Below are 22,420 nucleotides of genomic sequence, written 5' to 3'. Positions count from 1 at the left end.
CGGCTACTGACCGGCGGCGACGAGCGGCACGTTGTCGATACCGGACAGCTTCCAGTCCTGGCCGACCCTGGTCATCGAGACCTCGAGCCGCAGGGCCTTCGCGCTGGACTTGTCACCCTGGGTGACCTGGGTGCTGATGGCGGCGAGGAAGCTGGCCTTGCCCTGGTGGTCGTCCAGTTCCTCCACACCGATGTCCTGCACGGTCGTGCTGACCTTGGTCTTCGCTTCCGTGAGCGCCTTGCGGTAGGTCGGCTCCAGCTGGGACAGCTGCTTGGCCATCTCGTCGCTGGAGACGGCCTTCTGCTGGTTGAAGAAGTTGTCCAGGTTCTGGTAGTCGACCTCGGTGTAGGCCTTGATCGCGGTGGCACCGGCACGGACGACGGCGTCTCTGGAGCTGGCCAGGCCGGCGTTGTCGCCGGAGGCGACGAGCCACCACCGGACGCCGAACGCGGCCGCCACGATCAGCGCGGCCAGCGCGAACGCCGCCGCGATCACCATCAGCAGCCGCGGGAGCTGCCACCTCCCGGCCGGGGTCGCGGCGGGGACGGCGGTGGCGACCGGTTCGGGCGCGGCGCCGTAGGGGTCGGTCCCGGCGGTCACGTCCGAAGGTTCGTCCACACTCATAACACTCCAGCGTAGGTAGCGGTCATCAAATCGCTGTCAGGCACCCACACCCAGCAGCGAAGCCAGGTTGTTGAGGCTGACACCGGGGCTCCCGACGACGCCCGGCACCTGGGCGTTGCGCTGGTCGGCCAGCTCCTGGTCGGGCCGGTTGGCGTTCGCCTTGATGTCGGCGTCCGACGGCACCACCGGCACCCCGTTGTACGGCGCGTTCTGCGAACCACGCACGTTGATCGGGCTGCCCTTGGGCTCCGCGCAGTACGCGTTCTCGGCCCCCGGCCGCGGCGTCAGGTCCGAACCGGGCCGGTAGTCCTTGTAGGGCAGATAGCCCTTGGTGCACGCGGGCGGGTCGAACAGGTTCAGCACCAGCCCGAGGTGCGCGGTGCCGTCGCCGGGCGCGACACTGCGGGCCGCGCCGACCAGCGCCGGGTAGGTCACGAGGACCTGTTCGACCCCGTCGAGCCGGGTCGAGAGCAGGTTCGACGTCGTGAGCAGGTTCGCCGTCAGCGCGCCCAGCCCCGGGCCGGACTCGGCGAGGACCTGGCTGACCTGGTTGGCCACCTGCGGGGTGATGCCGATGAGCTTGCGCAGATCGCCGTCGGAGTTCTTCAGCGTGCCGGTGAGCTCGTTGAGGCTCTTGCTGAACGACGCCATCGAGCTCGCCTCGGCGTTCTGCGTGTCCAGCACCTTGCCGCCCGCCTGGAGCAGCTGCACGGTCTGCGGCAGGTACTTCTGCGCGGTGGAGGTGAAGCCGCGCGCGGTGTCCATCAGCCGTTGCAGGTCCGGACCGGTGCCGGAGAAGGCGTTGTACGACTCGTCGACGACGGTGCGCAGCGAATCGGTCGGCACCGAGGTCGCGAGCGAGTCGAGGTCGCCGATCAGCTCGTTGGTGCTGACCGGGACCTTCGTCTTCGCCGCCGGGATGACGGTGCCCGAGGCGAGATACGGGCCCTTGTCGGCGGCGGGCTGCAGGTCGACGTACTGCTCGCCGACCGCGGACCGGTTCGCCACGACGGCCTTCAGGTCGCTGGGGATCTGCGGGGCCGACGGGTCGATGTTGAGGTCCGCTTCCAGCCCGGTCTTGGTCAGCCGGAGTTCGCCGACGCGGCCGACGTTGAAGCCGCGGTAGGTCACCTCGGCGTTGCTGAAGATGCCCCCGGACTCGTTGAGTTCGAGCTTCACCGTGTACCCGCTCTGCCCGAACACCTGGCCCAGCCCGGCGAAGCGGATCAGCGCGTACACGATGGCGACGATCGAGATGACCGCGAAGGCCACCAGCTGGATCTTCGTCCTGCGGATCAGCATCAGCCCGCACCTCCCGACAGCAGGCCGAAGATCCCGGCGACGCCCGTCTGCTGCGGCGACGGCTGCCCGCCGCCCGCCGGGGCGGACTGGCTCCCCTGCTCACCGGGGATCGGCAGCGGCGGCGGCTGGTTCGCCGGCGTGCCGGGGACACCACCGGTCAGCCCCGGCACCGGCACCAGGTCCTTCAGCGGGTTCTGCCTGCTGCGGCCCAGGTTGTCCATGATGTCCTTCAGGTTCAGGTCGACCTTCAGGAACAGGTTGAAGTAGTCGCCCTTGACGTCCTCGACGGCCTGATCGCTGAATGGGAACGTCAGCATCAGCTGCAGCGCCTTCGGCAGGTTGGCACCCGCCTCGCCGAGCTTCTGCAGCGTCGGGGTCAGCGCCTTGAGGTCGGCGACGAGGTTCGCCTGGCTCTTGTTCACCGTGTCGGTCGCGACGCCGGAGAGGTTGTTGAGCGCGTTGAGCATGTTCACCAGCTGACCGCGCTGCTGTTCCAGCACGCCGAGCCCCGGCCCGAGGTTGTCGACCGCGCCGACGAGCTTGTCCTTCTGCCCGCGCAACGTGCTCGAAAGCCGGTTCAGCCCGTCGATGGCCCGCGTGATGTTCGCCGACTGGCGGTCCAAATTGGACACCAGCTCGTCGGCGTTGTGCAGCAGCGCCTTGATCTCCGGTTCCCGTCCGGCCGTGACGTTGGTGAGCTCCTTGGTGATGGTGTTCAGCTGCGCCACCCCACCGCCGTTGAGAAGCATCGACAACGCGCCGAGGACCTCTTCGACCTCGACGTCGCGGCCGGTGCGCTCCAGCGGGATCGTCGCGCCGTCGGCGAGCTTCCCGGTCGCGCCCTCGCCGGGCGAGGAGAGCGACACGTACTTCTCGCCGAGCAGGCTCGACTGGCGGACGCCCGCCATCGCGTTCGCCGGCAGCTTGACGTCGCCGTTGACCTTCACGGTGACCTGGGCGTGCCAGCCGTCCGGCGTCAGCCCGATCGACTCGACCCGCCCCACCGGCACGTCGTTGACCTTCACCCCGGACTGCGGGACGAGGTCGAGGACGTCACGGAAGTCGATCTTGACCGTGTATGGGTGGTTGCCGACGTCGGCGCCACCGGGCAGCGGCAGGTCGTAGATGCCGTTGAACGCGCAGCCGCTCAGCGTCAGCGCGGAGACGGTGGCGAGGACACCAGCGGTCAAAAGGCGAGAGCGTCGCATCACTTGCCCCCCGGGGAACCGTAGAGCTGCCCGGCGATCGGGAGCGGCAGCGGCGGGAGCTGGCCGTTCTGCAGCGAGTGGATCACCTGGGCGATCGAGGGCAACGGCACGAGGCCGTCGACCACCCCGGCGATCGACTTGCACGCGTCACCGAGCGCGTCCAGCGCGGCGGGCGTCTGCTTGAGCAGGTTGCACACCATCACCAGCGGCGGCTGGGTCAGCTCGTTGAGCAGCGGCCGCGCGTCGAGCGTGCCCGAGGAGCCGTTGTAGGTGTTGACCAGGTTGGACAGGCCGAGCGGCGCGACGTCGAGGGTCTCGGCGAGCGCGCTGCGCTGGTCCACCAGCACCTTGGTCACGCTCGCCAGTTTGTCCACATTGGACTTGACCCGGCCGCGGTTCTGCTCGATGAACGCCTGTACCGAGGTCAGCGTGGTGCCGAGCTGGCGGACCGTGGCGGCGAGATTGTCCTTCTCCCCCGCCAGGTAGCCGCTGACGTCGGCCAGCTGCCGCTCGAACTGGCGGACCTGGCCGTCGCTGTTGACCAGTGTCTGCGAGAACTGGCCGAGGTTCTCGACGGTCTTGAACAGGTCGCCGGAGTTGCCCTGCAGCGTCCCGGCGGCCTGGCCGAGCTTGGTGATCGTGTCGTGCAGCGCCTGGCCGTTGCCGTCGACGTTCTTCGCCGCGGTGTCCAGCAGGTTCGACAGCGACCCGGTCTTGTTCGCGCCGTTCGGGCCGAGCGACTTGCTGACCTTGGACAGACTCGCGGCGAGCTGGTCGACTTCCAGGGGGACCTCGGTGCGGTTGAGCGGGATGACCGTGCCGTCGTTGATGCGCGGGCCGCCGGTGTAGGCCGGGGCGAGCTGGATGTACCGGTCGCTCACCAGCGACGGCGACACGATCAGCGCCTTCGCGTCGGCGGGCACCGGGACCGACCGGTCGTACTGGAGGTCGACCTTGACCTGGTTGCCCATCGGCTGGATCTTCGTCACCGTGCCGACGTCGACGCCGAGCATCTTGACGCTGTTGCCCTCGTAGAGACCGACGGCGCCGGCGAAGTAGGCGGTCAGGTGGTTGCGCCCGGCGTCCTTGAGCGTCCACCACAGCGCGCCGGCCACCACGAGCGCCAGCACGATCGCGACGGTGAAGCCGCGGAGAAGACTCTGTCCGAAGCGGGTGTCACTCATTTCGCGTAGCACCCCTCTTCGTTGATCGGGCCGAACGACGGCAGCACCAGACCACAGATGTAGTTGTCGAACCAGTGCCCGGTGCCGACCGTGTTGGTGAACACCCGGATGAACGGCGCGAACTTCGCGATGCCCTGCGCGAGGGAGTCCTGGTTGCGCTGCAGCATCGAGGTCAGCTGGTCGAGCTGGGTGAGCACCGGGTTGAGCTGCTTGTCGTTGTCGTCGATCAGGCCCTGCAGCTGAGAGGCCAGCTGCTTCGAGCCCGCCAGCAGCGAAGAAATCGCCGCCTCACGCCGGGAGATCTCGTCGAGCAGCTTGTTCCCGTCGCCCAGCAGCTTCTGCACCTCGGCGTCGCGGTCCACCAGCGTCTGCGACACCTGGCGGGTGTTGGCGAGCAGGTTCGACAGCTGCTGATCACGCGAGGCGATGGTGTCCGACAGCCGCGACAGCCCGGTCAGCGCGCCCTTCACGTCCTGCGGGGTGTTGCCGAAGGTCTGCGAGATGGTGTCGAAGCTCTTCGCCAGCTGGTCGGTGTTGATGTTGTCGACCGTGCTGGACAGGCCGCGGAACGCGTCCAGCACGTCGAACGGCGACATCGTCCGGTCCCGCGGGATCGTCGCGGACGGGTTCTGCGTGCCCTGGCCCTGCGGATCCAGCGCGAGGTACTTCTGGCCCAGCACCGTCTTGATCTTGATCGCCGCGTTGGTCTTGTCGCCGATCCAGGCGTCCTTGACCTTGAACGACACCTTGACGTTCGCGCCGTCGAGCTTGATGTCGGACACCTTGCCGACCTTGACACCGGCGATGCGGACGTCGTTGTCCTTCTGCAGCCCCGCGGCCTCGGCGAAATCCGCGCTGTAGGTGGTGCCGCCGCCGATGAGCGGCAGGCTGTCGGAGTTCAGCGCGGCGATGAAGCCGAGCACCAGCACCGCGATTCCGGCGAGGGCGATCGGGACGGGGTTGCGCTTCTGGAACGACTTCATCCCTGGCACCTCGCCCGGTTGGCGGGCAGGAGCGGGACGTTGATCGGCTCGTTGATGAGCGGAGGCAGGGCCACGCTTCCCTTCACTTCACAGGCGTAGAAGTTGAACCAGGACCCGTAGTCCGCGGTGCGCGTCAGCGCGGAGACCTTCTTCGGCAGGAGCTGGAAGAAGTGTTCGAGCAGCGGCTCGTTCTGGTTCAGCTTGTCGGTGAGCGTGCCCAGCGCGGCGATGTCGTCCTTCAGCGGCGCGCGTGCCTCGGACAGCAGCCCGGACGTCGACTGCGCGAGGTTGCCCAGTCCCTCGATCGCGTCCCCGATCGGCTTGCGGTCGGCGGCGAGCCCGGAGACCAGCTGCTGCAGCTTGATGATCAGGTCGTTGAGCTGCGGGGTGTGCGCGTTGACCGTGTCGAGCACCGAGTTGAGGTTGTCGATGACCTCGCCGATCACCTTGTCCTTGTCGGCGATCGTGGTCGCCAGCGACGCGGTGTGCCGCAGCAGGCTCTCCACCGTGCCGCCCTCGCCCTGCAGGACCTGGATGACCTCGTAGGACAGCTTGTTGATGTCGTCCGGGTTCAGCGCGGTGAACAGCGGCTTGAAGCCGTTGAACAGCTCGGTGAGGTCCAGCGCCGGCGTGGTGCGCTCCAGCGGGATGGTGCCGCCCGGCTGCAGCATCCCGCCGCCCACCGGGCCGCCCTGCGACAGCGAGACGTAGCGCTGGCCGACCAGGTTGCGGAACTTGATCTGCGCGGTGACCCCGGCCGGGAGCTTGATGCCGGAGTCGACCTCGAAGTCGACCTGCGCCTGGCGCCGGTCGACGATCTTGACGTCCTTGACCTGGCCGACGCGGACCCCCGCGATGCGGACGTCGTCGTTGGGCAGCAACAGCGTCGCGTCGACGAAGCGGGCCTGATAGGCCTTGGTGCTGGTGTTGTTCATGTTCGCGATGCTCAGCCCGAGCACCGTGGTGAACAGGACCGTGACCACGACGAAGACGACCAGCTTGATCAGCGGCGCGAGCAGTCCCCTCACTGGACCGTCACCTCCGCCCCTCGGTAGAGCGGGCCGACCAGCAGCGAGCTCCAGCCGGGCACCTTCGCGGCGTCCATGCCGACCTGCGGGCCGACGAGCTGGGACAGGAAGTCGTGCTCCGCGGCGGTGTAGGCCGGGTTGCCCGCGGAGGCACCACCGCCGCCCAGCCCGACGGCGTCCGCCTTGAAGTTCGCCGGGTTGAGGCCCTCGCTGACCGAACGCGGCGGCGGGGTCTGGCTCGTGCCGTCCTTGAACGGCCCGTCCGGCGGCTGCTGCGGGAACGGGTCCGGCGGATTCTTGAAGTCGTAGCAGCGCGGGCCGCGCTTGTCCTCGAACCGCGGCTCGTCCTTGCCCGGCTTGTAGGCACCGCGGTTGACGACGATCTCGAGCGTCGCGTGCAGGCCCGGCTTGCCGGTGCCCTTGCCGAGCGCCTGGTCGACCAGCGGCACGATGCCCGCCATCCCGTTGATCACGCACGGGTACTCGGGCGAGTACTTCGCGAGCAGCTCGGCGGTGGGCCGGGCGGTCTTCGCCAGGCTGATCAGGTTCGAGGCGTTGTTCTCCAGGAACGTCTGGAGGTCCATCGAGGCCTGGCCGAGGCTGTTGTACAAAGTGGACAGATTCTGCCGCTGGTCCACGACCGTCCTCGTGGTCGTGCTCAGGTTGTCCAGGCTCTGCACCAGATCCGGCGCCGCGTTGCCGAGGTGCCCGGAGAACTCGGTGAGTGCCTTGAGGTTGTGCTGCAGCTCGGGTTCGTGCGGGTTCAGCTGTCCGATGTAGTCACCCAGCTGGGACAGCGTCTCGCCGAGGTCGTTGCCGCGGCCCTTGAGCGCGGTGGAGATCGCGGTCAGCGTGCTGGACAGCTTCTGCGGCTGGACCGCCTGCAGCACCGGCATCAGGTCACCGAGCGCCTTGCTCAGCTCGACCGCGGTGACCGAGCGGTCCTGCGAAATCGTGTCGCCGCTGGCGATCGTCTTCGACGACGGGGCGTCCGGGATCTCCAGCGACACGTACCGCTCGCCGAACAACGTCTTCGGCAGGAACCGCGCCGAGACGTTCGCCGGGATCAGCTTCGCCGACTCCGGCTTGAGCGCGAGCGTCAGTTCGGCGCCGTCGGTCGTCGCGTCGATCTTCTTGACCGAGCCGACGATCAGCCCGCGCACCTTGACGTCGGACTGCTCGATCAGCTGGTTGCCGACCGTGTCGGCCTTCAGCTTGACCGTGACCACGGACGTGAACGCCTTGTCGTAGAGCGCGATGCTCAGCGCGACGCCGCCGACGAGGACCGCGACCAGCAGCAGACCCAGCAGCCTGCGCCTGATGGTGCTCATCCCGCGATCCTCACCGTGACGTCGGTTCCCCAGATGGCGAAACCGATGAAGAAGTTCATGATCGAAACCGTGACGATGGACAACCGGACCGCCTTGCCGACGGCGACGCCGACACCGGCCGGTCCGCCCGTCGCCCGGTACCCGAAGTAGCAGTGCGACAGGATGATCAAGACGCTGAACAGCAGCACCTTGATGAACGAATACAGCACGTCCTGTGGTGGTAGGAAAAGGTCGAAATAATGGTCGTAGGTTCCCGCTGACTGGTTGTAGATGTAGATAACGACCAAGCGTGACGCGAGATACGAGCTCAGCAGGCCGATGATGTAGAGCGGGATGACCGCGACGAACCCGGCGATGATCCGCGTCGTCACCAGGTACGGCAGGCTCGGCACGCCCATGACCTCGAGCGCGTCGATCTCCTCGGAGATCCGCATCGCGCCCAGCTGCGCTGTGAACCCGGCACCGACCGTCGCGGACAGCGCGAGCCCGGCGACCAGCGGTGCGATCTCGCGGGTGTTGAAGAACGCGGTCAGGAAGCCGGTGAACGCCGAGGTGCCGATCGAGTTCAGCGCCGAGTAGCCCTGGAGACCGACGAGCACACCGGTGAACAGCGTCAGGCCGACCATCACGCCGACCGTGCCGCCGATGACCGCGAGCGAACCGGACCCGAAGCTGACTTCGGCCAGCAGCCGCAGGACTTCCTTGGTGTACCGGCGCAGCGTCCTCGGCGTCCACAGCAGTGCCCTGCCGTAGAACGACATCTGGTCGCCCAGCGAGTCCAGCGTCTGCAAAGGACGGTTGGCGACGCGTTTCGCGCCTTGGAGGAACGTCATGCGCTAGTCCAGCTTTCCGGGCACGATCTGCAGGTAGACCAGCGTGATCACGAAGTTGACGACGAACAGCAGCAGGAACGTGATGACCACCGACTGGTTCACCGCGTCCCCGACGCCCTTCGGCCCACCGGAGGGGTGGAGCCCGCGGTAGCTGGCGACCACCGCGGCGATGAAGCCGAAGATGAGCGCCTTGAGTTCCCCGACCCAGAGGTCGGGCAGCTGGGCCAGCGCGGAGAAGCTCGCCAGGTACGCGCCCGGCGTCCCGCCCTGGAGCACGACGTTGAAGAAGTAGCCGCCGAGGACGCCGATGACGCTGACCATGCCGTTGAGCAGCAGCGCCACCAGCATCATCGCGAGCGTGCGCGGCACGATGAGGCGCTGGACCGCGGAGACGCCCAGCACCTCCATCGCGTCGATCTCCTCGCGGATCGTCCGCGCGCCGATGTCCGCGCAGACAGCGCTTCCGCCCGCACCCGCGACGAGCAGAGCCGTCACCAGCGGGCTCGCCTGCTGCACGGTGGCGAGCACCGAACCGGCGCCGGTGTAGGACTGCGCGCCGAGCTGACGCGCGAGCGAGCCGAACTGCAGCGAGATGACCGCGCCGAACGGGATCGCGACGAGCGCGGTCGGCAGGATCGTCACGCTGGCGATGAACCACGCCTGCTGGATGAACTCACGCAGCTGGAACGGACGCTGGAAAATGCCACGGACGATGTCCAGGCCGAGAGCGAACAGGTTCCCGGTCTGCCGCAGCATGCCGATACCGGGAATCTTCGCCGGTGTTGCGGTCGAGCTCACCCGGACTCCTGATCACCACGCGGACGCATCCGGTGCGAACCCTGTCTCGGCTGACCGGCGTCCCACCCGTTGCCAGGCAGCTGGGCGACCTGGTCGGGGGGCAGCTGGCCCTGATGGTGGCTCGGCATCGAGCCGGTGCCCGTGTCCTGTCCGCGCCTGCCCGCCGGGACCAGCATGTGCGGGCTGACGCCGTAGCGCTGCTGTTCCTCGGGGGACAGCGATTCGATGATGCCCTCCTGCGCGGCGGGCGGAAGCGTGTGCAGGATCTTCATGACCCGGTCCTTGCGGCGCCGCTCGCCGGAGCGGGCGGGCACGCCGGGGCTGACCTGCATCTGCGGCACGACACCGCGGACGTCCTCGTGGTCGAGCGCGCCGTCGGCGTGTCCCGCGGCGGCCTCGGCCTCCTCGCGGGCCATGGTGGCGCTGTCCTTCTCCTCGGACATGCCGATCGGACCGCGCTTGCGGCCGTTGAGGAACTGCTCGACCACCGGCTCGTCACTGGTCAGCAGCACCTCGCGCGGGCCGAACATGACCAGCTCCTTGCGGAAGAGCATGCCCAGGTTGTCCGGCACCGTGCGGGCCAGGTTGATGTTGTGCGTGACGATCAGGAACGTCGCGTCGATCTGCGCGTTCACATCCAGGAACAGCTGCGAGATGTAGGTGGTGCGGACCGGGTCCAGACCGGAGTCCGGCTCGTCGACCAGGATGATCTGCGGGTCCAGCACCAGCGCGCGGGCCAGCCCGGCACGTTTGCGCATACCGCCGGAGATCTCGCCGGGCAGTTTCTTCTCCGCCCCGGCCAAACCGGTCATTTCCAGCTTTTCGAGCACGATCCGGCGGATCTCGGTCTCGGACTTCTTCGTGTGCTCGCGCAGCGGGAAGGCCACGTTGTCGAACAGGTTCATGGACCCGAACAACGCCCCGTCCTGGAACAGCACCCCGAACAGTTTCCGGATCTCGTACAGCTTGTGCTCGGAGCAGGTCACGATGTCGACCCCGTTGATCACACACCGGCCCCGTTCGGGCTTGAGCAGCCCGATCATCGACTTCAGGAAGACCGACTTCCCGGTCCCCGACGGCCCGAGCATCGCCGACACCTCGCCCGGAGGCAGCGTCAACGTGACGTCCCGCCAGATGGCCTGCTTACCGAAGGACTTCGTCAAGCCCTCGATGACCACCTCGGCACCCATCGCACCTCCAGGAGCTGTTCCGCGTCATTGCGCGCCCGCCGCCTCGCGCCACTGGCCGCGAAACCCGCGAACGCGCCTCGATCCCGCGTCAACCAGGTGCAACGAGCTGAGTGCGAACAGGTTACTCACCAGTTTTCTTTTCTGGCCAGCCCCAAGGTCATCGTCATCTCGCCGTGACCCTCGGGACGGCGTCCTCGGCCGTCGCGCAGGACGCACCGTAGTGCACCCACCTCTTCCCCGCAGATCGACAAGGGCCCCGAACTGCGTTTAGCCAGCTAAACGCGGTCCTTAGCTTGCCTAAACGCCGCGTTTAGCCCGCTAACCGCGGTCGCCGGACGCTGCGACGGTGACGGCGGCGTGACGGGCATGCGGTATTCCGGCGGGATCGGATCCGGCGCGGCGGAGGGGATCGCGACATGCGGCACGACGGCACCAAACGGACTAAACAGGCAAACGAGCCGAGTACGCGGCCCGCCGGGCGCGAGCCAGTCGCCGAGGTCCCCCAGCACGGCCCAGCGCTCGGCGATTTCGTCGACACCCCCGTCCACGGCACACCGCTGCCCGGTGACGTCCGCCGCGAAATGGAGCACGCTTTCGACGCCGATCTCTCCCGCGTCCGGCTGGGCGGCGCACCGGAAACGCCGGGGGTCGTGGCCAGCGCGTCCGGCGAGTTCGTGCGGGTCACGTCGTCGCCGGGGCAGCCGCGGGAAGAACGGCGGCTGCTGGCCCACGAACTCGCGCACGTGCTTCAGCAACGGCACGGCGCCGAGCGCTCACCGGGTGATACCGGTTCACTGGAGCGTGAGGCGCACGACGCCGCCGAACTGGTGCTGTCCGGCAGCCGGGCCACGGTACGCGGGGCCGCGCCGCGTCATGCGGTCCAGCACGCCACGCTCGCCGAACGCGTGCAGACCGCCAAGTCCAAGGGGGAGGTGTTCGACGCCCTCCGCGCCGGGAGCGAAGCCGACCGGAAGGACCCGGCGGTACTCACCGCGGTCGAAGCGAAACTCGCCGGCCAGCCGGACGACCTCTGGCTCGCCAGGACGATCATCGCGCACGGTGCCGAACCCCTGTGGGACGCCAAGGACCTCACCGAACGCAGCGACCGGGCACGAAAAGGGAACTGGGCTCCCGAAGCGGGCAACATCGAGGCGGGCCAAGCCGATCCCGACCCGGATCCGAGCCGGGATCGGCAGATCCAGCCCATCAAGATCTACCTCTTCCCCGGCAGGAACCCGGACCAGCGAGTCCTCGTGCTCGGTGGCGTCCATGGTGACGAGCCTGAAGGTCGCGAAGTCGTCGAGAGGCTGCGTACGCGGCTGGCCAAGGAGTCCGCCGCCGGAAACCCACCGGCGTTCACCACGATCCTCGTCCCCGAACTCATCTCCCTGACGCACCGGGAATACGGCTTGCCGGAACGTCCCCAGTCCGGCCGCTACGTGCCGGCCGGGCGGACCAGGAAAGGCGGTGGGGAGCTGGACCCGAACCGGAACTACCCGCTACCCGGCGAGACCTACGCCCAGGCGCGCGAGCGTGGGAAGAGCGGCGGGGCCGAACTGGTGACGCATCCGATCGACCGGGACACCGGGGAAACACAGTTCAACACCCCGACGAGGCCGCCGGAGGACTTCACGAAAACGAAGGACGGCAAGAAGAAGTCGTTCAACACCAGCAGCATCCGCCTGTTGCCGGAAACCAGGGCGCTGATCAAACTGATGGAGCGGTTCAAGCCGACACGAATCGTCAGCGTCCATTCACATTCCCTGACCAGCAAGATCGGGGACGCGCCCGGCGTGTTCGTCGACCCGCGGGGCACCGACCCGAACACCGGCAAGCTCACCGACCCGAAAGCGGCGGCCGCGGACGACGCGCTGACCCAGGAACTGCTCGCCAAGACCCGCTCCCACGCCCGCGACGCCCGGCCGAGCGCCTTCGCCGGGAACGCGCCGCGGAGAACAGAGATCGCGCCGAACGTCCACTACAGCTCCTCGGAACACGCGGAGGGCAATTCGCTGGGCATGTACGGCCCGGTCGCGACGGCGGAGCGACCCGCGGCCACGACGATCACGGTCGAACTCCCGAAGCTGACCGACAAGGCCGAACTGGACAAGCTCGTCGACGCGCACGTCGCCGGTCTCGACGAAGTCATCCTGCGAGAGCCCTGAAAGCTCGGCCGGAACGCGAAGGGGCGGGCGTCCGATGTGGACGCCCGCCCCTTCGGCGGTACTGCAAGGCGCTGACGCGCCCAAGATCACTTGATGGCGATCTTGGCGCCGGCGGCCTCGAGCTTCTCCTTGGCGGCCTCGGCGGCCTCCTTGTCGACCTTCTCCAGGAGGGCCTTGGGGGCGCTCTCGACGAGCTCCTTGGCCTCCTTCAGGCCCAGGCCCGAGACGACCTCGCGGACGACCTTGATGACCTGGATCTTCTTGTCACCGGCAGACTCGAGGACGACGTCGAACTCGTCCTGCTCCTCGGCGGCGGCCGGAGCGGCGGCACCCGGGGCGGCGGCGACGACGGCGGCCGGGGCGGCGGCGGTGACGTCGAAGGTCTCCTCGAACTCCTTCACGAACTCGGACAGCTCAAGAAGGGTGAGCTCCTTGAAGGCGTCGATCAGCTCGGCGGTGCTCAGCTTCGCCATGATGGCTTTCCTCTCTGAAACGAACTAGACGTTCGGGGGTGGGGTGGTTCAGCTCTCGGCGGGTGCTTCGGCTGCGGTACCGGATTCGCGCTGCTTCTCCTCCAGCGCGGCGGCCAGGCGGGCGACCTGGGACGCCGGCGCCTGGAACAGCGCGGCGGCCTGGGACAGCTTCGCCTTGAACGCGCCGGCGGCCTTGGACAGCAGGACCTCGCGGCTGTCGAGGTCGGCGATCTTGCCGATCTCTTCGACGCTGAGGGCGCGGCCGTCCATGTAGCCGCCCTTGATGACAAGCGCGTTGTTTTCCTTCGCGAAGTCGCGAAGCGCCTTCGCGGCGTCGACAGCTTCACCCTTGACGAAGGCGATCGCGGTCGCACCGACGAACAGGTCCTCGAGGCCCTCGATGCCGGCGTCCTCGGCGGCACGCTTGACGAGGGTGTTCTTCGCGACCCGGTACTTGGCGTTGGTGCCGAGAGCGCGGCGCAGCTGGGACAGCTGGGACACGGAGAGGCCGGTGTACTGGGTAACGACAGTGGCCGAGCTGCTGCGGAAGCTCTCCGCGATCTCGGCGACGGCCGCCACCTTGTCGGGCTTCGCCATGGTCGCCTCCTCTCTTGGCTAGTGTTTCCACTGGCCGAAGAGCCCTGAAACGACGAAACGCCCCAGCGCAGCAGACGCGGGGCGTTGACACACGGGCACCTTGCGGCGCCGCGGGGCGAGCCTCGTTCCTCCTGCGCGGGCCGCCCGCCACTGCGGGGCCTTCGTTCCCCGCACCCATCCGGGCGCCGGGAAAACCAGCGGTCTTCGGTAGAACCGTCGACCAGCATACGGCACCCCGCCCCGCCCTCTTCTCCCACCCCACCCCCTCGGGCGCCGTGACCTGCGTTTAGCGGGCTAAACGCGGTCGCCGGGGTGCCCAGGGGGTGGCGGGAGACACGCGGGGAGGCATCATGGTGACGTGGCGGAGCAGCGTGGTGACGGAAAGCCGGAGCACGACCCCGGCACGGACATCGAACCCGCGAGCGCGGCGCAACCGGCGCCCGCCGCTCCCGCGCAGCCACCCGCACCGCAGCTCGATCCGCAGCAGCTGCGTGAGTTCGAGCAGTTCAAGCAGTTCCAGGACTACCTGCGTTTCACCCAGGCCCAGCAGGGCAACCAGCCCGCGCCGACGCCGGAGGGCGGCCTGGTCCCGACGTCGTCGCAGCAGCCCGTTCCGCAGCAGAACTGGCAGCCGCCGGTCCCGGCACCCCAGACCGGCCTGCTGGCGCCCGCCGAACGCCCCCGGCCCCGTCAGGCGCCTCGCTGGCTGAAGCGGCTCGGCGGGAAGGTGCTCGGCTGGGTCCTCGCGTTCGTGCTGCTCGCCATCGCGGCCACCTGGGCCTACCACCAGTTCTTCCCCAGTGACGCCGGGAAGTCGTCCGCGCAGATCGCGGCGGAAGGCGGCGGCACCTACCACTCCAACCACATCTTCTCGACGAACCCGTACGAGGCCGTCCGGTTCGTCTACCACAACATCGCGCAGGGCCGCGTGGACGACGCCTGTGGCCGGTTCAGCTTCGATCCGAGGCAGAACATCGACATCCAGACCAAGTTCGCCCGGGACATGGGACAGCCCGACTGCCAAGCCGCCGTCCGGGCTCTCGCCACGCAGGTGACCAGCAAGAACGACTACGCCGAATCGCTGCCCTCGAGTGTTTCCGAACCGGTTCCGGGGGACACGGTCACGATCGATTCGTGTTCCTACCGCGTGAAGGGCGGTCCGGCGCTGGGCGTCTTCAAGGTGTCCAGGGTCGAGAAGGGCCAGTGGATCATCACCGGCCACTCGCCGGGCCCTGCCGCCTGCCCGGCTCCGCCGTCCAGCGCACCCCCGACCAGCTGACCTGCGTTTAGCGGGCTAAACGCGCTCTCCGGCGGCTGCCCCAGTGCGTTTAGCGGGCTAAACGCGGTGGGCGGGGCGCGTCGGGTGATCGGCGGGGTGGGCGGAGAGGAAGTCCACCAGCGCGGCCGAGAAGGCGGGGTTCATGACCGCGGTCATGTGGTCACCGGGGACCCGGACCAGGCGGGCGCCCGCGATGGCGGCGGCGAGGCGCTCGGGTTCGGCGGCCAGGGGGTCCTGTTCACCGGCGAGCACGAGGGTCGGGACGCCGATCGCGGTCAGGTCCATCGGGACGTTCTTCGCGCCGCGCGCGACGGCGGCCAGCGCGTACCGGTCACCGCCGACGAGGTCGACCAGGGCGCGGAAGGGTGCCGACGCCGCCGGGAGGTCCGATGGGTCATCGGCGAGCATCGCGGCCACGATCTCCTCGGGCCGCACGACCCGGGTGTCGACGCCGCCGAAGTCGACGATCCCGGAGCCGACGCCGCCGGTGGCCAGGCAGCGGACGCGCTGGTCGGACGCGGTCGTGGCCAGCGCGATGATCGCGCCCATCGAGTAGCCGACCAGCGACACCTCGTCGAGACCCAGTTCGTCGAGCAGCGCGGACACGTCCAGCGCCATGGTGTCCTCGGTGTAGCGCTCGGGCTCATGCGGCTTTTCGGACCGGCCGTGACCCCGCGCGTCGAGCGAGATGACGGTGAAGCCTGCCTCGCGCAGCGCTTCGACGACGCCGGGGCCGATCCAGTTCGCGTTCGTGTCGGCTGCGAAGCCGTGCTGTAGCACCACCGGACGCCGATGCCGCCCATCGCCGTCCCACACCGTGTAGTGCAGTCGGAGCCCGTCGAACGTGGCGAAAGTCGGCATGTCTCCATCAGACACGAAGAAAGGGCGGCCCCCCACAAAACGGGGCCGCCCTTTCGCGTGATGTTTGACTCAGCGGCAGGTCAGACCGCCGCGTCCTCGCTGAGCAGGTTGCGCGTGCGCGCCGGGTCGACCGGGATGCCCGGGCCCATCGTCGTCGCGAAGGTGACCTTCTTCAGGTAACGGCCCTTCGCCGAGGACGGCTTGGCACGCAGGATCTCGTCCAGCGCGGCCGCGTAGTTCTCGACCAGCTTCTCGGTGTCGAACGAGGCCTTGCCGATCACCAGGTGCAGGTTGGCCTGCTTGTCGACGCGGAAGTTGATCTTCCCGCCCTTGATGTCCTGCACGGCCTTCGTGACCGCGGGGGTCACGGTGCCGGTCTTCGGGTTCGGCATCAGGCCACGCGGGCCGAGGATGCGGGCGATGCGGCCCACCTTGGCCATCTGGTCCGGCGTCGCGATCGCGGCGTCGAAGTCGAGCCAGCCACCCTGGATGCGCTCGATCAGTTCGTCGGTACCGACCGCGTCGGCGCCGGCGGCTTCGGCCTCGGCGGCCTTGTCACCAACGGCGAAAACGATGACGCGAGCGGTCTTACCGGTGCCGTGCGGCAGGTTCACGGTGCCGCGGACCATCTGGTCGGCCTTACGGGGATCCACACCGAGACGCATCGCGACCTCGACGGTCGCGTCCATCTTGCTCTTGGAGGTCTCCTTGGCCAGCTTCGCCGCCTCGAGCGGCGCGTAGAGCCGCGTCTTGTCGATCAGCTCGGCGGCCTGGCGGTAGGCCTTGCTGTGCTTGGTCATGCTTCTGTCCTTAGCTTCAGTGGATCAGTGTGGTGTCGAGCCAGCACTTGGCTCTCCCACGTGGAGCTGCGAGATGACGTCAGTCGACGACCGTGATGCCCATGGAGCGGGCGGTGCCGGCGATGATCTTCGCGGCCTGGTCGATGTCGTGCGCGTTGAGGTCGGTCTCCTTGGTCTTGGCGATCTCGCGGACCTGGTCCCAGGTGACCTTGGCGACCTTGGTCTTGTGCGGCTCGCCGGAGCCCTTCTCCACGCCCGCGGCCTTCAGCAGCAGCTTCGCGGCCGGCGGCGTCTTCAGCTTGAAGTCGAACGACCGGTCCTCGTACACGGAGATCTCGACCGGGACGACGTCCCCGCGCTGCGACTCGGTCGCGGCGTTGTAGGCCTTGCAGAACTCCATGATGTTCACGCCGTGCTGACCCAGCGCGGGGCCGACCGGCGGCGCGGGGTTGGCCGCACCCGCCTTGATCTGCAGCTTGATGATCGCCGCAAGCTTCTTCTTCTTGGGTGGCATTCCTGTTCCTGTCCTGTACTACGTTCCCCGCGCACCTGCCGTGGGCGCGGGGGCTGCCGGCCGCGTACTGCGGTCGTCAGATCTTGGAGACCTGGGTGAACGACAGCTCGACCGGCGTCTCCCGGCCGAAGATCGACACCAGGACCTTCAGCTTCTGCCCGTCGACGTTGACCTCGGAAATCGTCGCGGGCAGGGTCGCGAACGGGCCGTCCATGACGGTGACGGACTCGCCGACCTCGAAGTCGACCTCGACCGACGAACCGCCGGCGGGCGCCGCGGCCGCGGCCGCCTCGCCCTTGCCCGCCTTGGCCGGGGCTTCCTTCTCGACCTGCGGCGCGAGGAACTTCAGCACGTCGTCGACGGTGAGCGGCGACGGGCGCGAGGTGGCACCGACGAACCCGGTGACACCGGGGGTGTTGCGCACCGCGCTCCACGACTGGTCGTTGAGGTCCATCCGGACCAGGATGTAGCCCGGCAGCACCTTGCGCTGCACCTGCTTGCGCTGGCCGTTCTTGATCTCGGTGACCTCTTCGGTCGGGACCTCGATCTGGAAGATGTAGTCCTCGACGTCCAGGGTCTGGGTGCGGGTCTCGAGGTTGGTCTTCACCTTGTTCTCGTACCCGGCGTAGGAGTGCACGACGTACCACTCGCCCGGCAGCGAGTTCAGCTCCGCGCGCAGCGCCGCGACCGGGTCGTCCGCCTGCTCTTCGGCGGCGGGGGCTTCGTCAGCAGCGGCGGCTTCGTCGACCTCTTCGCTGGCGGCGGGCACGTCGGCGGCCTCGGCGTCCACGGTCTCCTCGTCACCGAGTGCCGCGGCCACCTGCTCGCCGTCAAGCTCGGTCAGGTCCTGACCGGCTGCTGTGCCGTTCTCGGAGGTCACGTTCCGTCCTCTCAGTTGATCGCTTGCCGTGTCCGGGCAGGCTGGCGCGGTCCGCCTCCCGGCGCCGCGCCCGGCCGCTCGCTAGCCGAACACGAGCCCGATGACCTGCTTGAATCCCAGGTCAAGACCGCTCACCAGTGCCACCATGAACACCACGAAGATCAGCACCACCGCGGTGTAGGTGACCATCTGCTTGCGGTTGGGCCAGATGACCTTGCGCAGCTCCGCCCACACCTCGCGGATGAAGCGCATGATCCGGGCGAACAGCGAAGCCTTCTTCGGCTTGCGGTCGCGCTTCGGGGTCGCCTTCCCCTTCGCGTCCGAAGACTTCTCGGACTTCGCGGCGTCGTCGGCCTTCTCCCCGGCCTTGGCAGGCCGGGTCTTGCCATCCGAGCGGGCCTCGGACTTCCCGGACGGACGAGAGGAGGCACGGCGTTCACGCCGGGCAGCGGCGGTGACCGGGCGGGACTGGGCCTCTGGCGCCTTGTCCTGCTCGTTTTCGCCGCTGGCGTCGCTGTCGCTCACGACCACTCCTCCGCTCCACCAGTTCCGTTGCGCAGGGGTGACAGGACTTGAACCTGCAACCTGCGGTTTTGGAGACCGCTGCTCTGCCAATTGAGCTACACCCCTGTGGAACACCGATCACTCGGAGCTCCGGAGGACGCATTCCATCATCCCCACCACCAGGCGGGGTTGACCGTAGTGCGTTCCAAGTCCGGAAGTCTACGGCAAGGCCTCCGGCACCTCGCAACCGCGCCCCTCAACGCTCCCGATCACCGGGGAAACCAGCGGGCGGGCCGTCACCCGGTCGTGTCACGATGACCGCATGACCAGCCCCGCCAACGGCACCCAGCGACACCCCCGCGTGTCCGCGCGCATCGGCGGGATCACCCCGTCGGCGACCCTCGCGGTCGACGCGAAGGCCCGTGAGCTCAAGGCCCTCGGCCGCCCGGTGATCGGCTTCGGCGCCGGTCAGCCCGACTTCCCGACCCCCGCGCACGTCGTCGAGGCCGCCGCCGCGGCGGTGCGCGATCCGGCCAACCACGGCTACACCGGCGCGGCCGGGCTGCCCGAACTGCGCGAGGCCATCGCCGCGAAGACCGCGCGGGACTCGGGGCTCGTCGTCGAACCGGCGCAGACGCTGGTGACCAACGGCGGGAAGCAGGCGGTCTATTCCGCGTTCGCCACCCTGCTCGACCCCGGCGACGAGGTACTCGTCCCCGCGCCGTACTGGACCACCTACCCGGAGTCGATCCGGCTGGCGGGCGGCGTCGCGGTGCCGGTCGTCGCGGACGAGACCACCGGCTACCTCGTGGACGTCGAACAGCTCGAAGCCGCCAGGACACCGCGGACGAAGGTGCTGCTGTTCGTGTCGCCGTCGAACCCGACCGGTGCGGTGTACCCGCGCGAGCAGGTCGAGGCGATCGGGCGCTGGGCGCTCGAGCACGGCCTGTGGGTCGTCACCGACGAGATCTACGAGCACCTGGTCTACGACGGCGCCGAGGCGCACTCGATGCCGGTCGTGGTGCCGGAGCTGGCGGACCGGACGCTGGTGCTGAACGGCGTCGCGAAGACGTACTCGATGACCGGCTGGCGGGTCGGCTGGATGGCGGGCCCTGCCGACGTCATCAAGGCGGCCGCGGGCTACCAGTCGCATCTGTGCGGCAATGTGTCCAATGTGGCCCAGCGCGCGGCACTCGCCGCGGTCGCGGGCCCGCTCGACGTCGTGCACGAGATGCGGGCCGCGTTCGACGCCCGGCGCAAGCGCATCGTCTCGCTGCTTTCGGAGATTCCCGGCGTGGAGATTCCCGTGCCGCAGGGGGCCTTCTACGCGTACCCGTCGATGAAGGCATTGCTGGGCAAGGAAATTCGCGGCGCGCAGCCGAAGGACACGGTGGCACTGGCCGATTTGCTGCTGCGCGAGGCCGAGGTCGCCGTGGTGCCCGGCGAGGCGTTCGGCACCCCGGGGTACTTCCGGCTTTCGTACGCGATCGGTGAGGACGCGCTCGTCGAAGGCGTAACCCGCATGGGCGAGATCCTCGCGGAGGCGAGATGAAACTCGGATTGGCCCTGCCGCAGTACGGAAAGCTGGCCGCGCCCGGCTCGGTCGCGAGCTTCGCCTCGGCCGCGGAGTCTCTCGGCTTCGCGTCGTTGTGGGTGGGCGATCGAGTGCTGACCCCGAACAACCCGTCGGACCGTTACCCCGGCGGCACGCCGGAACGGCCGTATCCGCCGGAGTTCACGACGTTCGCGGATCCGTTCGTGACGCTGGCCGCGGCGGCGGGCGCGACCGAAACCGCGCGGCTGGGCACCAGCACGCTCATCGCGCCGGTGTACTCGCCGGTGCTGCTGGCGCGGACCCTGACGACACTGGACCAAGCCAGCGACGGCAGGCTGGACGCCGGTTTCGGCATCGGCTGGATGCGGGACGAGTACGCCGCGACCGGCACCTCGTGGACCGGACGCGGTAAGCAGCTGGACGAACTTCTCGACGTACTGGGGGAAATCTGGTCCGGCGCGCCGGGCGGGCACGCAGGCGCGCGGTGGCGGATTCCGGAGTCCACAGTGGACCTTCGGCCGGTGCAGCGCCCCGGCCCGCCGGTGCTGCTGGGCGGGATGTCGGAGACGGCGCTGCGGCGGATCGGCAGGCGCGCGGACGGCTGGCTGCCCGCGTGGCAGCCGCCCCAGCGGCTCGACGCGCTGTGGGACGTCGCGGTGGCCGCCGCCGAGGAGGCCGGACGCGACCCGGGCGCCTTGCGGCGTGTGCTGCGGCTGAACCCGTCGCCAGGGACGCGGATCGCGAGCGTTTCGGACGCCACCGCGCGGCTGGCCGAGACCCGCGACGCCGGGTACGACGAGGCCTTCGTCGATCTGCACTACCTCGCGCACGACGTCACCCACGCCCTCGAACTCGCCACCGAGCTGCGTGACGCCCTGAAGTGACGTGAAGGCCTCCTTACCGTCCATCCATGCCCCCGCCACCGCCCTCAACGGACGCGCTACGCACGGCGGTATGGATTCAAGCGCTGGTAAGGAGGCCTTCACGGATGGTCGTCAGGCTTCGGCGTCCGCGAGGTCCACCAGCGCGGCGGCCTTCGTCGCGTACTTCCAGTTGCCGAGGTCGCGGATCGTCTTGATCTTCAGTTCCGCGAGCAGTTCGTCGTGCTTCGGAGTCAGGCCTTCCAGCGCCGACGGCGGCGCCTCCAGCAGCTCCTTGATCGACTTGTCCTCCCAAGCCTTGTCGACCAGCTTGTCGAGGTTCAGGCTCATGACTTCCCGCCTTCCGTTGGGCTGTTCGGACCAGTCCACACTGACTGTGACGCATGTCTCACGCAACCGGAGAGCTCCTGTTCGGCGGCCTGCACGTCACCCGGATCGGCGAGGCGCGCGGGCCCGCGGGTCGGTAGAAACGAAGGAGTGGCGAAGAAGAGTGGTGGGGGCGGCTGCCTGGTTCTCGTGATCGTCATCGGGCTGGTGGCGTTCGGGTACTACTACTGGCATCGCGGCTCGTCCACGAGCCCGCCCGCCGGCGCGGAAACCGGCGGCGGCACGGGGCGCTACGTCGCGCTCGGCGACTCGTACACCTCCGCGCCCCGCACCGGGCGGCCCGCCGGGACACCGCCGGGCTGCGACCGCTCGGACAACAACTACCCGCATCTGGTCTCCGCGCGGCTCAAGCCCGCCGAGTTCGCCGACGTCAGCTGCAGCGGTGCCACGACCGCGAACATCACCGGCCCCCAGCAGACCCGCAACGGGACCAACTCGGCGCAACTGGACGCCGTCACCGCCGCGACCACGCTGGTGACGATCGGCATCGGCGGCAACGACGTCGGGTTCGTCGGGCTCGCGAGCCAGTGCTCCACGAACCAGCCGGCCGGCGCGCAGTGCCGGGACCGGTTCACCGCGGGCGGGCGCGACGAACTCGCCGAGCGCATCGAGGCCACCGCGGGCAAGATCGCGTCGGTACTGGGAAAGATCCACGAGAAGGCGCCGAAAGCGCGAGTCATCGTCGTGGGCTACCCCACCGTGCTGCCGGAGGGGGACGGCTGCTGGCCGTCGCTGCCGGTGGGGTCGGGGGACGTCAAGTACCTGCGGGAGTCGCTGGGCAAGTTCGACAGCATGCTCGCCACGCAGGCGAAGGCGCACGGCGCGGGATTCGCCGACACCGCGACGCCCGGCAAGGGCCACGACCTGTGCGCGGCGACGGACAAACGCTGGGTCGAAGGGCTCTTCCCCGCCTCACCCGCCGCCGCGCTGCACCCGAACGCGCGGGGCGAACAGGGCATGGCCGAAGCCGTCGAGGGCCTCTTGAAGCTCCCCTAGAGCTGCTGAAGGGGACTTTCCTCTCACGAGATGCGAGGAAAGTCCCC

23 protein-coding genes and 1 tRNA gene are annotated in these 22,420 nt (G+C 68.7%); 5 read left to right on the top strand and 19 right to left on the bottom strand.

Going from position 1 to position 22,420, the window contains the following annotated elements; translation table 11 throughout:
• Positions 1-3: 3 nt before the first annotated feature.
• From ACFWY9_RS23475 to ACFWY9_RS23430, 10 genes are read right to left on the bottom strand one after another with little or no spacing between them, the layout of a single operon-like run.
• Positions 4-624, bottom strand: coding sequence for a hypothetical protein (locus ACFWY9_RS23475; protein ID WP_378323476.1), 621 nt, complete (start codon positions 622-624; stop codon positions 4-6).
• Between the two features lie 36 nt (positions 625-660).
• Entirely contained in the window at positions 661-1,926 is a 1,266-nt protein-coding gene (locus ACFWY9_RS23470) for an MlaD family protein (protein WP_378323477.1), read from the bottom strand.
• The gene (locus ACFWY9_RS23465) at positions 1,926-3,134 is read right to left on the bottom strand and encodes an MCE family protein (RefSeq protein WP_378323478.1); all 1,209 of its coding nucleotides are present in this window, start codon (positions 3,132-3,134) and stop codon (positions 1,926-1,928) included. The genes ACFWY9_RS23470 and ACFWY9_RS23465 overlap by 1 nt, the downstream gene beginning before the upstream one ends.
• Positions 3,134-4,318 carry an MCE family protein gene (locus tag ACFWY9_RS23460; protein WP_378323479.1) on the bottom strand — a complete coding sequence of 395 codons (1,185 nt, stop codon included), beginning with the start codon at positions 4,316-4,318 and terminating at the stop codon, positions 3,134-3,136. Before ACFWY9_RS23460 ends, ACFWY9_RS23465 begins: the two co-directional genes overlap by 1 nt.
• Complete coding sequence (locus ACFWY9_RS23455) at positions 4,315-5,301, bottom strand: MCE family protein (protein ID WP_378323481.1); 987 nt, start codon at positions 5,299-5,301, stop codon at positions 4,315-4,317. The genes ACFWY9_RS23460 and ACFWY9_RS23455 overlap by 4 nt, the downstream gene beginning before the upstream one ends.
• Positions 5,298-6,329, bottom strand: a complete 1,032-nt coding sequence (locus tag ACFWY9_RS23450) for an MCE family protein (protein WP_378323482.1) — start codon at positions 6,327-6,329, stop codon at positions 5,298-5,300. Before ACFWY9_RS23450 ends, ACFWY9_RS23455 begins: the two co-directional genes overlap by 4 nt.
• Positions 6,326-7,660: an MCE family protein gene (locus ACFWY9_RS23445; RefSeq protein WP_378323483.1), complete on the bottom strand. Its 1,335-nt coding sequence runs from the start codon at positions 7,658-7,660 to the stop codon at positions 6,326-6,328. Before ACFWY9_RS23445 ends, ACFWY9_RS23450 begins: the two co-directional genes overlap by 4 nt.
• Positions 7,657-8,493, bottom strand: coding sequence for an MlaE family ABC transporter permease (locus ACFWY9_RS23440; RefSeq protein ID WP_378323484.1), 837 nt, complete (start codon positions 8,491-8,493; stop codon positions 7,657-7,659). Before ACFWY9_RS23440 ends, ACFWY9_RS23445 begins: the two co-directional genes overlap by 4 nt.
• 3 nt (positions 8,494-8,496) lie before the next feature.
• Positions 8,497-9,249, bottom strand: coding sequence for an MlaE family ABC transporter permease (locus ACFWY9_RS23435; protein ID WP_378323720.1), 753 nt, complete (start codon positions 9,247-9,249; stop codon positions 8,497-8,499).
• 38 nt (positions 9,250-9,287) lie between these two features.
• Positions 9,288-10,481: an ABC transporter ATP-binding protein gene (locus ACFWY9_RS23430; RefSeq protein ID WP_378323485.1), complete on the bottom strand. Its 1,194-nt coding sequence runs from the start codon at positions 10,479-10,481 to the stop codon at positions 9,288-9,290.
• A gap of 416 nt (positions 10,482-10,897) precedes the next feature.
• On the opposite strand from ACFWY9_RS23430, the gene ACFWY9_RS23425 reads away from it, so the two are divergent.
• On the top strand, positions 10,898-12,646 hold the full coding sequence (locus tag ACFWY9_RS23425) for a DUF4157 domain-containing protein (protein ID WP_378323486.1): 1,749 nt from the start codon (positions 10,898-10,900) through the stop codon (positions 12,644-12,646).
• A gap of 86 nt (positions 12,647-12,732) precedes the next feature.
• Here the strand turns inward: ACFWY9_RS23425 and rplL are convergent, their stop codons facing one another.
• Positions 12,733-13,119 (bottom strand): 50S ribosomal protein L7/L12, encoded by a 387-nt coding sequence (gene rplL, locus ACFWY9_RS23420; protein WP_378323487.1) that lies wholly within the window; start codon positions 13,117-13,119, stop codon positions 12,733-12,735.
• Positions 13,120-13,167: 48 nt separating this feature from the next.
• Positions 13,168-13,716 (bottom strand): 50S ribosomal protein L10, encoded by a 549-nt coding sequence (gene rplJ, locus ACFWY9_RS23415; protein ID WP_378323488.1) that lies wholly within the window; start codon positions 13,714-13,716, stop codon positions 13,168-13,170.
• 358 nt (positions 13,717-14,074) lie between these two features.
• Between rplJ and ACFWY9_RS23410 the strand changes: the two genes are divergently transcribed.
• Positions 14,075-14,995 (top strand): hypothetical protein, encoded by a 921-nt coding sequence (locus ACFWY9_RS23410; protein WP_378323490.1) that lies wholly within the window; start codon positions 14,075-14,077, stop codon positions 14,993-14,995.
• 57 nt (positions 14,996-15,052) lie between these two features.
• Here the strand turns inward: ACFWY9_RS23410 and ACFWY9_RS23405 are convergent, their stop codons facing one another.
• The 6 genes from ACFWY9_RS23405 to ACFWY9_RS23380 form a co-directional block, all read right to left on the bottom strand.
• On the bottom strand, positions 15,053-15,856 hold the full coding sequence (locus tag ACFWY9_RS23405; protein WP_378323491.1) for an alpha/beta fold hydrolase: 804 nt from the start codon (positions 15,854-15,856) through the stop codon (positions 15,053-15,055).
• Between the two features lie 80 nt (positions 15,857-15,936).
• Positions 15,937-16,656, bottom strand: a complete 720-nt coding sequence (rplA, locus tag ACFWY9_RS23400) for a 50S ribosomal protein L1 (protein ID WP_378323492.1) — start codon at positions 16,654-16,656, stop codon at positions 15,937-15,939.
• Positions 16,657-16,735: 79 nt separating this feature from the next.
• On the bottom strand, positions 16,736-17,170 hold the full coding sequence (rplK, locus tag ACFWY9_RS23395; protein ID WP_013222525.1) for a 50S ribosomal protein L11: 435 nt from the start codon (positions 17,168-17,170) through the stop codon (positions 16,736-16,738).
• A 76-nt stretch (positions 17,171-17,246) separates the two neighbouring features.
• Positions 17,247-18,050 (bottom strand): transcription termination/antitermination protein NusG, encoded by an 804-nt coding sequence (gene nusG, locus ACFWY9_RS23390; protein WP_378323494.1) that lies wholly within the window; start codon positions 18,048-18,050, stop codon positions 17,247-17,249.
• 81 nt (positions 18,051-18,131) lie between these two features.
• Positions 18,132-18,575, bottom strand: a complete 444-nt coding sequence (gene secE / locus ACFWY9_RS23385; RefSeq protein WP_378323496.1) for a preprotein translocase subunit SecE — start codon at positions 18,573-18,575, stop codon at positions 18,132-18,134.
• 32 nt (positions 18,576-18,607) lie between these two features.
• Positions 18,608-18,680: transfer RNA gene (locus tag ACFWY9_RS23380), tRNA-Trp, on the bottom strand.
• Positions 18,681-18,876: 196 nt separating this feature from the next.
• On the opposite strand from ACFWY9_RS23380, the gene ACFWY9_RS23375 reads away from it, so the two are divergent.
• Complete coding sequence (locus tag ACFWY9_RS23375; RefSeq protein WP_378323497.1) at positions 18,877-20,106, top strand: pyridoxal phosphate-dependent aminotransferase; 1,230 nt, start codon at positions 18,877-18,879, stop codon at positions 20,104-20,106.
• Positions 20,103-20,993: a TIGR03619 family F420-dependent LLM class oxidoreductase gene (locus tag ACFWY9_RS23370; protein WP_378323498.1), complete on the top strand. Its 891-nt coding sequence runs from the start codon at positions 20,103-20,105 to the stop codon at positions 20,991-20,993. The genes ACFWY9_RS23375 and ACFWY9_RS23370 overlap by 4 nt, the downstream gene beginning before the upstream one ends.
• Positions 20,994-21,104: 111 nt before the next feature.
• Here ACFWY9_RS23370 and ACFWY9_RS23365 read toward each other — a convergent pair whose 3' ends face one another.
• On the bottom strand, positions 21,105-21,320 hold the full coding sequence (locus ACFWY9_RS23365; protein WP_378323499.1) for a hypothetical protein: 216 nt from the start codon (positions 21,318-21,320) through the stop codon (positions 21,105-21,107).
• Between the two features lie 147 nt (positions 21,321-21,467).
• Between ACFWY9_RS23365 and ACFWY9_RS23360 the strand changes: the two genes are divergently transcribed.
• Positions 21,468-22,373: an SGNH/GDSL hydrolase family protein gene (locus tag ACFWY9_RS23360; protein WP_378323501.1), complete on the top strand. Its 906-nt coding sequence runs from the start codon at positions 21,468-21,470 to the stop codon at positions 22,371-22,373.
• Positions 22,374-22,420: the final 47 nt, after the last annotated feature.

The sequence above is a fragment of the Amycolatopsis sp. NPDC059027 genome (assembly GCF_042739735.1).
In the GTDB taxonomy this organism is placed as follows: Bacteria; Actinomycetota; Actinomycetes; order Mycobacteriales; family Pseudonocardiaceae; genus Amycolatopsis.
Note: the sequence above shows the minus strand (reverse complement) of the source record. Positions and strands in the feature narration are given on the sequence as shown.

Coding starts and splice junctions, on each gene's coding strand:
- ACFWY9_RS23460 (WP_378323479.1), bottom strand. CDS start 4,318: ATGAGTGACACCCGCTTCGGACAGAGTCTTCTCCGCGGCTTCACCGTC.
- ACFWY9_RS23440 (WP_378323484.1), bottom strand. CDS start 8,493: ATGACGTTCCTCCAAGGCGCGAAACGCGTCGCCAACCGTCCTTTGCAG.
- ACFWY9_RS23435 (WP_378323720.1), bottom strand. CDS start 9,249: ATGCTGCGGCAGACCGGGAACCTGTTCGCTCTCGGCCTGGACATCGTC.
- ACFWY9_RS23405 (WP_378323491.1), bottom strand. CDS start 15,856: ATGCCGACTTTCGCCACGTTCGACGGGCTCCGACTGCACTACACGGTG.
- ACFWY9_RS23475 (WP_378323476.1), bottom strand. CDS start 624: ATGAGTGTGGACGAACCTTCGGACGTGACCGCCGGGACCGACCCCTAC.
- ACFWY9_RS23425 (WP_378323486.1), top strand. CDS start 10,898: ATGCGGCACGACGGCACCAAACGGACTAAACAGGCAAACGAGCCGAGT.
- ACFWY9_RS23465 (WP_378323478.1), bottom strand. CDS start 3,134: ATGCGACGCTCTCGCCTTTTGACCGCTGGTGTCCTCGCCACCGTCTCC.
- ACFWY9_RS23375 (WP_378323497.1), top strand. CDS start 18,877: ATGACCAGCCCCGCCAACGGCACCCAGCGACACCCCCGCGTGTCCGCG.
- ACFWY9_RS23430 (WP_378323485.1), bottom strand. CDS start 10,481: ATGGGTGCCGAGGTGGTCATCGAGGGCTTGACGAAGTCCTTCGGTAAG.
- ACFWY9_RS23455 (WP_378323481.1), bottom strand. CDS start 5,301: ATGAAGTCGTTCCAGAAGCGCAACCCCGTCCCGATCGCCCTCGCCGGA.
- rplK (WP_013222525.1), bottom strand. CDS start 17,170: ATGCCACCCAAGAAGAAGAAGCTTGCGGCGATCATCAAGCTGCAGATC.
- ACFWY9_RS23370 (WP_378323498.1), top strand. CDS start 20,103: ATGAAACTCGGATTGGCCCTGCCGCAGTACGGAAAGCTGGCCGCGCCC.
- ACFWY9_RS23445 (WP_378323483.1), bottom strand. CDS start 7,660: ATGAGCACCATCAGGCGCAGGCTGCTGGGTCTGCTGCTGGTCGCGGTC.
- rplJ (WP_378323488.1), bottom strand. CDS start 13,716: ATGGCGAAGCCCGACAAGGTGGCGGCCGTCGCCGAGATCGCGGAGAGC.
- ACFWY9_RS23470 (WP_378323477.1), bottom strand. CDS start 1,926: ATGCTGATCCGCAGGACGAAGATCCAGCTGGTGGCCTTCGCGGTCATC.
- ACFWY9_RS23365 (WP_378323499.1), bottom strand. CDS start 21,320: ATGAGCCTGAACCTCGACAAGCTGGTCGACAAGGCTTGGGAGGACAAG.
- rplL (WP_378323487.1), bottom strand. CDS start 13,119: ATGGCGAAGCTGAGCACCGCCGAGCTGATCGACGCCTTCAAGGAGCTC.
- rplA (WP_378323492.1), bottom strand. CDS start 16,656: ATGACCAAGCACAGCAAGGCCTACCGCCAGGCCGCCGAGCTGATCGAC.